Raw genomic sequence first — 11,807 nt, 5'->3', positions numbered from 1 at the left:
TGCGAGGAAGTGGAGCACGATGGCGAGCAATGAAGAGAAGCTGCGGGACTACCTGAAAAGGGTGACGGCGGACCTCCGCCAGACTCGCAAGCGCCTTCATGACGCCGAGGCCGGCCGTCACGAGCCCGTCGCGGTCGTCGGACTCGGCTGCCGCTTCCCCGGCGGCGCGGACACCCCCGAGGAGTTCTGGCGCCTGCTCGCCGAGGGACGCGACACCGTCGCCGACTTCCCCGCAGACCGCGGCTGGGACCTCGACGGCGTCCTCGACCCGGCGGGCGGCACCGGCACCACCTACGCCCGCCAGGGCGCGTTCCTCTACGACGCGCCGCTGTTCGACTCGACGTTCTTCGACATCTCCCCACGCGAGGCGATGACCATGGACCCCCAGCAGCGGCTGCTGCTGGAGACCTCCTGGGAGGCGCTGGAGCGCTCCGGGATCGAGCCGGGCACCCTGCGCGGCAGCCGCACCGGCGTCTTCATGGGCACCAACGGCCAGGACTACCTCGCCCTGATGCTGGGCCGGCCCGAGGAGTCCGACGGCCACCTGACCACCGGCATCACCGCCTCGGTGTTGTCGGGCCGGGTGTCGTATGTGTTGGGGCTCGAGGGTCCGGCGGTGACGGTGGACACGGCGTGTTCGTCGTCGTTGGTGGCGTTGCATCTTGCGGTGCAGGCGCTGCGCAACGGTGAGTGTGATCTGGCGTTGGCCGGTGGTGTGACGGTGATGTCGACGCCGGGTGCGTTCGTGGAGTTCTCGCGGCAGCGGGGGCTGGCGGTGGACGGGCGGTGCAAGGCGTTCGCGGAGGGTGCGGACGGGACCGGCTGGGGTGAGGGCGCCGGTGTGCTGGTGGTGGAGCGGCTGTCGGACGCGCGGCGCAACGGTCACCGGGTGCTGGCGGTCGTGCGGGGCAGCGCGGTCAACCAGGACGGTGCGTCGAACGGTCTTACGGCGCCGAACGGGCCGTCGCAGCAGCGCGTCATCCGGGCGGCCCTCGCGAGCGCCGGACTCAGGCCGGCGGATGTGGACGCGGTGGAGGCGCACGGCACCGGTACCTCGCTGGGCGACCCGATCGAGGCGCAGGCGCTCATCGCCACCTACGGCCAGGACCGCGAACGCCCCCTGTGGCTGGGCTCGGTGAAGTCCAACATCGGTCACACCCAGGCCGCCGCCGGTGTCGCAGGCGTCATCAAGATGGTGCTGGCGATGCGGCACGGGGTGCTGCCGCGCACCCTGCACGCCGACCAGCCCACGGCCCGCGTCGACTGGTCTGCCGGCACCGTACGGCTGCTGCACGAGCACACCGACTGGCCCGAGACCGGCGACCGGCCGCGCCGGGCCGGTGTCTCCGCGTTCGGCGTCTCCGGCACCAACGCCCACGTCGTCCTCGAACAGGCCCCCGCCGACCCCGACAACCCGGACCCGCAGCCGGCCGCGCTGCGCCTGCCGTCCGGGACCGTGCCCTGGCTGGTCACCGGCCGCACCCCCGCCGCACTGCGCGAACAGGCCCGCAGACTCGCCGAGTTCGTCCGCGCCCGGCCCGGCACCGATCCCGCCCGCACCGCCGCCGCACTCCTGACCACCCGGTCCGTGTTCGAGGAACGGGCCGTCGTCCTCGGCACCGGACCCGACGAACTCCTGCACGGCCTGGACGCCCTGGCCGCCGGCCACGCCCGGCCCGGCCTCGCCACCGGCTCCGCCGCCACCCCCGGACGCACCGCCTTCCTCTTCGCCGGCCAGGGCTCCCAGCGCCTCGGCATGGGCCGCGAGCTCCACAACACCTACGAGGTGTTCGCCGACGCCTTCGACGCGGTGTGCGCCGAGGCCGACGCCGGACTCGAACGCCCCCTGCAGGACGTCGTCTTCGGCACGGACCCGGACCTCCTCAACCGCACCGAGTACGCCCAGCCCGCCCTGTTCGCCCTCGAAGTCGCCCTGTACCGGCTCGCGGAGTCCTTCGGCGTACGCCCCGACGTCCTCCTCGGCCACTCCGTCGGCGAGGTCGCCGCCGCCCATGCGGCGGGCGTGTGGTCCCTGGCCGACGCCTGCCGCCTCGTCGTGGCCCGCGGCCGGCTGATGCAGGAGCTGCCCGACGGCGGCGCGATGGTCTCCCTCCAGCTGCCCGAGGCCGAAGTGCTGCCGCTGCTGGAGGGCCGCGCCGACCGCGTGGGCGTCGCCGCCGTCAACGGGCCGCGCGCCACCGTCGTCTCCGGCGCCGCCGCCGACGTCCAGGAGATCGCCGAACAGGTCAGGGCCCAGGGGCACCGCGCCACCGCCCTGCGCGTCAGCCACGCCTTCCACTCGCCGCTCATGGAGCCGATGCTGCGGGACTTCCGCCGCGTCGCCGCGTCGCTGGAGTTCCACCCGCCGCGACTCACCGTCGTGTCCGACCTCACCGGCCGCCCGGCCGACCCCGACGACCTCGCCGACCCCGAGTACTGGGTGCGGCACGTCCGGCACGCCGTCCGGTTCGCCGACGGCGTGCGCGCGCTGAGCGGACTCGGCGTCACCCGCTGCCTCGAACTGGGCCCCGACGGCACCCTGACCGCCCTCGCCGCCCAGAGCCTGCCCGCCGAGGACGACACCCTCGCCGTCCCCGCGCAGGACAAGGACCGGCCCGGACCGCTCGCCTTCGAGACGGCCCTCGCCGCCCTCTGCACGCGCGGCGCCGCCGTCGACTGGGGCGCCCGCGTCACCGGCCGCGGCGCCCCCGCCGAACCGCTGCCCACCTACGCCTTCCGGCGCCGCCGCGCCTGGCTGCCCGCCGGACCCTCCGGCGCCGCCGGGATCCGGGCGGCGGGACTCGGCGCCGCACGGCACCCGCTGCTCGGCGCCGCCGTCGAACTCGCCGACGCCGGCGGCGTCCTGCTCACGGGCCGCCTGTCCGCGCGGTCCCTGTCCTGGCTCGCCGACCGGGAGACGGCCGGCGCCGCGCTGCTGCCCGAGTCCGTCCTCGTGGAACTGGCCGTCCGGGCCGGTGACGAGGCCGGCTGCACCGCCCTGGAGAAGCTGACCCTGCGCGACCCGCTGCCGCTGCCCGAGCGGTGCGCCGTCCGCGTACAGGTCCTCGTGGGCGCGCCCGACGAGGCGGGCCGGAGCAGCGTGAGCGTCCACTCCCGGCCCGACGACGACACCACCGACCAGCCCTGGCGCTGCCACGCCGAGGGCACCCTCACCCGCGAGGTCCGGCCCGTGCCCGTCCAGGACCGCACCGGGGCGTGGCCGCCCGAGCGGGCCGAACCCCTCGACGTGGACGGCCTGTACGACGAGCTGGCCCGGCGGGGCCACTCCTACGGCCCGGCCTTCCGCGCCGTCCGCGCACTGTGGCGCAGCGACGGCGACCTGTATGCCGAGCTCGCCCTGCCCGACGGGCCGCCCGAGCAGGAGGCCGGCGCCTTCGCACTGCACCCGGTGCTGCTGGACGCCGCCGTCCAGGCCGCCGCGGGAATCGGGCCCGAGCCGGCCGAGGGCCACGTTCCGCTGCCCCTCGACTGGCAGGGCGTGACCCTGCACGTCACCGGGGCGGGCGCCGCCCGCCTGCGGATCTCCGGCGTGGGCACCGACCGGGTCTCGCTCGCCCTGACGGACGCCGAAGGACGGCCGCTCGCCACCGTCGACTCCGTCACCCTGACCGGCGTGCCCGCGACCGGCCTCACCACCAACGGCTCCCAGGTCGACGGCCTCCACACGCTCGACTGGCAGCCGGTCGCCGACCTCGCGGGCGCCCACCCGGACGCGGGGGAGTGGACGGTGCTCGGCCCGGACGGTGCGGGCCTCGCGGCCCACCTCACCGGCCAGGGCGTCCCCGCCCGCGCCCTTCCCGACCTCGACGCCCTGCGTGCCGCGCTCGACGAGGGGGCGCCGGCCCCGACGACGGCCGTCCTCACACTCGGGTCCGCCGACGGTGACGCCGGCGGGGTCACCCAAGGGACCGCGGGCGGGACCACGGGGCGGAACGCCTCACCGGCCTGCGAAGCCCCGGCCCAGGACGCCGCCGACAGCGACGCCCTCGCCGCCGCGGTCCAGGACGCCACCGCCGCCGTACTGACCACCCTCCAGCAGTGGCTGGCCGACGAACGCCTCGACGCCGCCCGGTTGGTGGTGCTCACCCGCAACGCCGTCGCGGCCGGCGACGACGACCCCGTGCCCGACCTGGTGCACGCCCCCGTCTGGGGCCTGGTGCGCACCGCGCAGTCCGAGCACCCGGGCCGCTTCCTCCTCGTCGACCACGACACCCCGGGCGCCCTGCCCCCCTCCGCGGTCCGTGACGACGAGCCCCAGCTCGCTGTGCGCGGCGGGACCCTGCTCGCCCCCCGCGTCGTCCGCGTGTCGCGGCCCGCCGAGGCGGCCGTGCCGTTCGGCCCCGACGGGACGGTCCTGATCACCGGCGGCACCGGCGCGCTGGGGGCCCTCGCCGCCCGCCACCTGGTCACCGAGCACGGCGTCCGGCGGCTGCTGCTGGCCAGCCGCTCCGGCCCCGCCGCAGCAGGCGCCACCGCCCTGCGCGACGAACTGACCGCCCTCGGCGCCGAGGTGCGCGTCGAGGCGTGCGACGTCGCCGACCGGGCGGAGCTGGCCGCGCTGCTCGCCTCCGTCCCGGACGGGCATCCCGTCACCGCGGTCGTGCACACCGCCGGTGTCCTCGACGACGGGCTGCTCGCCTCCCTCACCGCCGACCGCCTGGCCGGCGTGTTCCGCGCCAAGGTGACCGCCGCCGCCCACCTGCACGAACTGACCCGGCACCTGGACCTGTCCGCGTTCGTGGTGTTCTCCTCCGCCGCCGGTCTGCTCGGCAACCCGGGACAGGGCAACTACGCCGCCGCCAACACCTTCCTCGACGCCCTCGCCCAGCACCGCAGGACCGCGGGGCTGCCGATGACGTCGCTGGCGTGGGGGCCCTGGGAGCGGTTCGGCGGCATGACGGCCGGCCTCGACCCGGCGGTCACCGCCCGGACGTCCGCCCAGGGGGCCATCGCGCTCTCCGCCGAGCACGGCATGTCCCTCTTCGACGCTGGCACCGCCACCGACCGCGCGCTGCTGCTGGCGATGCGGCTCGACCCGGGCACGCTGCGGGCTCGCGCCGAGTCCGGTGAACTGCCGCCGCTGCTGCGCGGGCTGCTGCGGATCACCGTCCGCCGCGGAGCCGGCACCGCCGACGGGCCGGGCGGCGGCTTCGCCCGGCGCCTCACGTCCCTGCCGCGCACCCGGCGGCGCGGCGCGGTGGCCGACCTGGTCACCGGGCAGGTCGCCGCGCTCCTCGGCTACGACGGCACCGACGCGGTGAGCACCGGCAAGCCGTTCAAGGAGCTGGGCTTCGACTCGCTGGCCGCGGTCAACCTGCGCAACCGGCTCAACCACGAGACCGGGCTGCGCCTGCCCGCCACCCTCGTCTACGACCACCCGACCCCGGCCGCCCTGATCGCCCGCCTCGCGGCCGAGCTCGGCGTGGACGGCACCGCGGACACCGAAGGCGCCGACGACGTCGCCCACCCGTCCGGCGGCGCGGCCGACGGCGACCCGGTCGTGATCGTTGCCATGGGCTGCCGCTTCCCCGGTGGAGCGGACTCGCCCGAGGCGCTGTGGCGGCTGGTCTCCTCCGGCGCCGAGGGCCTCGGCCCCTTCCCCACCGACCGCGGCTGGGACCTCGACACCCTGTACGACCCGGACTCCGACCGCCCCGGCACCACCTACGTCCGCGAGGCCGGATTCCTCTACGACGCGGGCGAGTTCGACGCCGAACTGTTCGGCGTCTCGCCCCGCGAGGCCCTCGCCATGGACCCGCAGCAGCGGCTGCTGCTCCAGACGTCCTGGGAGGTGTTCGAGCGGGCCGGGATCCCGGTCGCCTCCCTCAAGGGCAGCCGCACCGGCGTGTTCGCGGGCGTGACCTACCACGACTACGCGTCGGGCATGCAGATGGGCACCGCGGGCAACGTGGCCGCGGGCCGGGTGTCGTACGCCTTCGGCCTGGAGGGCCCCTGCGTCGCGGTGGACACCGCCTGCTCCTCCTCGCTGGTCGCCCTGCACCTGGCGGCCCAGGCCCTGCGCTCCGGCGAGTGCGACCTGGCCCTGGCCGGCGGGGTCGCGGTCATGTCCCGGCCCGACCCGTACGTCGCCTTCAGCCGGGAGCGCACCCTTGCGGCCGACGGCCGCTGCAAGCCGTTCTCCGAGGACGCCGACGGCACCAACTGGGCCGAGGGCGTCGGCCTGTTGCTGCTGGAGCGGCTCTCCGACGCCCGTCGCCACGGCCACCCCGTCCTCGCCCGTGTCGTCGGCAGCGGCGTCAACCAGGACGGCGCCTCCAACGGCCTCACCGCGCCCAGCGGCCCGGCCCAGCGGCGGCTCATCCGCCAGGTCCTCGCCTCGGCCGGCCTCGAGCCCGCCGACGTGGACGCCGTCGAGGCGCACGGCACGGGTACCCCGCTCGGCGACCCCATCGAGGCGCAGGCCGTCGTCGCCACCTACGGGCAGGACCGCGAACGGCCCCTGTGGCTGGGCTCGATGAAGGGCAACGTCGGGCACACCCAGGCCGCGTCCGGAGCCGGCGGCGTGATCAAGATGATCTTGGCGATGCGCCACGGAGTGCTGCCGCGCACCCTCCACACCGACCGCCCCTCCTCCCACGTCGACTGGTCCGCCGGAGCGGTGGAGCTCCTGCGCGAGGACGTGCCCTGGCCCCGCGGCGAACGCCCGCGCCGGGCAGGCGTCTCGTCGTTCGGCATCAGCGGCACCAACGCCCACGTGATCATCGAAGAGCCGCCCCGGGACGGGGACAGCCCGCTCGACGGCACCGACGCCCCGGTCGATGCCCAGGCCGTCGACGGCACCCCGCCCGGGGCCGGGCCCGGTCGTCCCGCTCCCTCGCCCAGCCTTCGGCCGGGAGGTGCCTCCAGCCCCGCGACCGCGACGCCGTGCACGCTCTCCCACCGCCTCGAAGGCGAGGGCGGTTCGCCCTCTCGCCGCACCGGGCCCGGGGACATCCGGTACGAGGGCCGGAGCCCGGCACGCCGAGAGGACGCACCGGACGCCACGAGGGCCGCCCTCCGGGCGGACGGCGGGAGTTCGACGACAGGTCCTGGCCCGCTGCCCGGCGGGATCCCCCTGCCGCTGTCCGCCCGCACCCCGGAGGCGCTGCGCGGACAGGCGGGGCGGCTGCTCGCCCTCCTGGACGCAGCACCCACGCTCCGCCTGCCCGACCTGGCGCTGTCCCTGGCCACCACCCGGTCGGCGCTGGAGCACCGGGCGGTCCTCACGGTCACCGACCGCGAGGCGGCCCTGCGCACCCTGAAGGCCCTCGCGGACGGCACGGCTCTCGCCGAGGGGGACACACACAGCGCCCGCGGTACCGTGCCCGGCGCGTGCCCCACCCCCGCCGTCACCCTCGCGACCGGCACGGTCCCCACCGGCTCCGTCCCGCCCTCCGTCGCCCTGCACTTCCCGCCCGCCGCCCCCCGCTGGACCGCGGGCGCGGCGGCCCTCGCCGACTCCTGCCCGGTGTTCACCCAGACCCTCGGTGCGTGCGGGCGCGCCCTGGCCGCGCTGGTCGACTGGAACCCCGCCGACGTGCTGGCCGGGCGCACCGCCCCCGGCTGGCAGGAGCGGCCGGAGATCGCCGGTCCGCTCGGCTGGGCGGTGGCGGTCGCGCTCGCCGCGCAGCTGCGCGCCCACGGCGTCGAACCCGTCGCGGTCGGCGGGCAGTCGTACGGCGAGATCGCCGCCGCCTGCGCCGCCGGGCTGATCCCGCTGGAGACCGGCGCCCGCCTCGCCGTCCACCACAGCGGTACGACGCCCCCGGCGGCGCCCACCACCCCGGCGCCCGCGGTCCGCTTCGCCGCCGCCGAGCTGCCGTTCGCCTCCTCCGCCACCGGCACCCTGCTGAACCCGGAGCGGGAGACGGGCGCCGACACCTGGGCCACCGCCCTCGCCGAGCCGCCGGCCGACCCGGCGTCAGCGCTGCGCACCCTCGCCGGCGCGGGCCACCAAACCATCGTCGTCCTCGGCGAACCGGCCCCCGGCACCGAGGCGGACGCCGAGCTGCTGCCCCTCGGCGGCCCCGACGGCCCGCACCTCACGGCGCTCCTGGCCCGGCTCCATGTCCGGGGCGCGGACGTCGACTGGGCGGCGCTGCTGGCCCCCACCGGGGCGCGACGCGTGCCGCTGCCGACCTACGCGTTCGCCACCCGCCGCTACTGGATGACGCCCGAGCCCGTGGCCCCGGCCTCCGACGGGTCCGCACAGCGGCACCCCCTGCTGGACACGTGTGTCGAACTGCCCGACCCCGGCGGCCTGCTGCTCACCGGCACCCTCTCCCGGACGAACCTGCCCTGCGGTACCGGACCGGCGCAGACCCGACCGGTCGCCGTACCGGGGACGGTCCTGCTGGAACTCGCCGTGCGAGCGGGGGACCGGGCCGGCTGCGACCGCATCGCCGAACTCACCAGCCAGGCGCCCCTCGTGCTGCCCGAGGGCGACGAGGTACGGCTGCGGGTCACCGTCGGCGATCCCGGCCCGTCGGGGGAGCGGCCCCTGCGGATCCACTCCCGGCCCGCGGCCGCCCTGCCCGGCTCCGCGTGGACCCTCAACGCCCGCGCCGTCCTGTGCACCGGCGAGACCCGGGCCTCCTTCGACCTGGAGCTGTGGCCGCCCGCCGAGGCCGAACGCGTCGCCCTGGACGGGCCGACCGCCCCCGAGGGCCTGCGCGGCCTGTGGCGGCGCGGCGAGGACCTGTTCGCCGAGGTCGCGCTGACCGACCCCGGCGAGGGCGGGCAGCACGCGCTGCACCCGGCCCTGCTGGACACCGCGCTGCGCGCGCTGCCGCTCGCCGGGCAGGACGCGTTCGGCGCGACGCCGTCGCCCGACTCCTGGCACCAGGTCGCCCTGTACGCCGAGGGCGCCCCCGCGCTGCGGGTCCGGCTGACCCGCACCGGCACCGACACCGTCGCCGTCGAGGCGGCCGACGACCTCGGCCTGCCCGTCGCGTCGGCCGGCGCGGTCCGCCTCGTCCCCGGCGACCGTGCCGCGCCCACCGCCGCCCGCAGCGGCCCGCTGTTCCGCCTGGAGTGGCCGGAGACCGGCTGCGAGACCTCCCGCGCCAAGCCTCGCTGGGAGCTCGTCGGCCCCGACGTGCTGGGCGCCCGCGCGGCCCTGATGAAGGCCGGCGTCTACACCGAGGCCCACGACGGCCTCGCCGCCCTCGCCAAGGCCCTGGACTCCGGGGTCCCGGCTCCCGAGGCCGTACTGACCGGACTGCTGCCCGGACCCGAGGACGCCGCCCGGGCGGTGCGCGAGGCGGCCGAACTGGCCGCCGAGTGGCTGGCCGACGAGCGGTTCGCCGACATCCGGCTGGTGTTCCTGACCCGCGGCGCGCTGAGCGCCGCGGACGACCCCGGGGGACCGCAGGCCGCAGCGGCCGCCGTCTGGGGACTGATCCGCTCCCTCCAGCTGGTCGCCCCCGGCCGGCTGGTCCTCGCCGACCTCGACGGGGTACGCGCCTCCTGGCGCGCCCTGCCCGCCGCGCTGTCCCTGCCCGAGCCCCAGCTGGCCGTCGTACGCGGCGCGGTGCGCGTTCCCCGGCTGGCCGCCGTGCCGGCGCGCGCGGGGGAGACCGGGCTGCTCGCCGGGCCCGGCGACACCGTCCTGGTCACCGGAGCCGGCCGCGTCGCCGCGGCCGCCCTGGCCCGTCATCTCGCGGCCGAGCGAGGCGTCACCCGGCTGGTGCTCGCCGACGCGGCACCCTGCGACGATCTCGTCGCGCTCGCCGCCGAACTCACCGCCGCGGGCGCCGAGGTGACCGTGGCCGACTGCGACCTCACCGACCGCGACGCGGTGACCACGCTGCTGCGGCGCACGCCGGGCGGCCGGCTGCCGAGCGCCGTCGTGCACGCGCCCCGGCTTCCCGAGCCCCGCGACGGTGCCGACTCCGAACAGGAGCTGCTGGAACGGGAGATGCGCGCCGCCCGGTACCTCGCCGAGCAGACCGGACTTCAGGAACCCGGCACGGGCGTGCCGCTGCTGCTCCTGTCGTCCGCAGCCGGCACGCTGGGCGCCCCGGGCCGCAGCGGCGAGGCGGCGCTCGGCGCCTTCCTCGACGCGCTCGCCCTGCGCCGCCGCGCCCAGGGCCTGCCGGGCGCGTCGGTCGCGTGGGGCCGCTGGGACGCCGACGGCAGCACGGTGGGCGGCGCCCCCACCGGCGTCGCCCCGCTGCCCCGGTCGGCGGGCCTCGACCTGTTCGACGCCGCGTGCGGTCTCGACGCCGCGACCGCCGTCCTGCTGCGCCCCGACCCGGCCGCCCTCGCCGGCCGGCCCGACGGCGCGAGCCTGCCCGCACCCCTGCGCGCACTCGCCGGGCGGCCGCCCCGCCGCCGCGTGGGGCAGCGGGGCGGTGCGAGCGCCCTGAGCACGCTCCGGCGCCGCCTGGCCGGTCTGGCCGACGAGGAACGCGAGGCCGTCCTGATGGACCTGGTCCGCGCCGACGTCGCCGCCGTCCTCGACTACCCCTCGCCCGACGCCGTCGACACCACCCGCGCCTTCAGGGACATCGGCCTGAACTCCCTGACCGCCTTCGCGCTGCGCAACCGGCTGCGCGAGACCACGGGACTGCGCCTGCCCGCGGCCCTGCTGTTCGAGGCCGACACCCCGGGGCGGCTCGCCGCCCACCTCAAGGAAGAACTCCAGCGCCTGTGACGCGCGCCCCGCGTCCCGGCCCGGGCACCCTCCGGGGCAGACCCACGACACACAAGGAGAACCATCACTCATGAAGACGGACGGCGTCTATGTCGACACGGTCGGGGCGTACATACCGGACCGGTGGGTGAGCGTCGAGCAGGCGGTCGAGGAGGGGCTCTACGACGAGTACTCCGTCCAGTACGGCACCGGGCTCACCGCCGCCTACATCGCGGGCGACCTGCCCGCGCTCGACATGGCGGTCCTCGCCGCCCGGCAGGCGTTCGGCCGGTCCTCGTACGACATCGAGGACCTCGACTTCCACGTCCACTGCACCGCGGTGCAGCACGGCCCCGAGGGCTTCTACCCGCCCGGCTACGTCCTGCGCGAGCTCGGCGCGAGCGGCGTCGCCGGCACCGACGTGCGCCAGCACTCCAACGGCCTGCTGGCCGGTATCGAGGTCGCCGTCGGCCGGCTGACGGGCGCCGCCGGCGCGGAGACGGCGCTGGTCACCGCGGCGGAGAACTTCACCAGCCCGCTGATCGACCGCTGGACCGGCTTCGGCACCGGCTTCACCGCCAGCGACGGCGGCGCCGCCGTCCTGCTCAGCGGCGACAGCGGCTTCGCGGCGCTGCGCGCGGTGAACTCCGGGACCCTGGCCGAGCTGGAGCAGTGGCACCGCGGCGAGGAGTCGCTGCTGCCGTTCCGCGGCGAGGAACGCAAGGCGTCCGGCACGATGGACCTGCTCTCCTACTTCAACCAGCACGTCATGCCGCTCGACAAGTGCATGGAGATGATCCGGGACTTCGAGCTGGACCTCGTGCACCGCTCGCTGGTGGACGCCGGGCTGAACGCCTCCGACCTGCGCTGGGTGGTGGCCGCCAACAGCGACTCGCGGATGATCGACCAGATGAAGATGCAGCCGCTGGGCCTGCCGATGTCCCGCTCCACCTGGGACTTCGGCAAGGAGTACGGCCACATGGGCGCCTGCGACATGGCGGTCTCCCTCAACCACCTGCTCCTCAACGGGATGCTGTCGCCCGGCGACCACATCCTGATGACCACCTCGGCGTCCGGCTGGGTCTCCACCTCCGCCGTCCTGACCGTCCTGGAGCTGCCCGACTGGGCGGAGGAGAACACGCCGTCCTGA

The 11,807-nt window shown here is 76.7% G+C and carries 1 protein-coding gene and 1 pseudogene; both read left to right on the top strand.

Annotated elements, in window-relative coordinates; genetic code table 11:
* Positions 1-49: 49 nt before the first annotated feature.
* Positions 50-10,678: pseudogene (locus AC5WS8_RS04380) on the top strand (SDR family NAD(P)-dependent oxidoreductase); the annotation flags it as partial.
* A gap of 70 nt (positions 10,679-10,748) precedes the next feature.
* Positions 10,749-11,807: a ketoacyl-ACP synthase III family protein gene (locus tag AC5WS8_RS04375; RefSeq protein ID WP_496101899.1), complete on the top strand. Its 1,059-nt coding sequence runs from the start codon at positions 10,749-10,751 to the stop codon at positions 11,805-11,807.

The sequence above is a fragment of the Streptomyces sp. PTL18 genome, assembly GCF_059510295.1.
The sequence above is the reverse complement of the archived record's forward strand: the minus strand, read 5'-3'. Positions and strand labels throughout refer to the sequence as shown.

What these genes read in the sequence shown, in the direction of transcription:
- AC5WS8_RS04375 (WP_496101899.1), top strand. Translation starts at nt 10,749, where the DNA reads ATGAAGACGGACGGCGTCTATGTCGACACGGTCGGGGCGTACATACCG.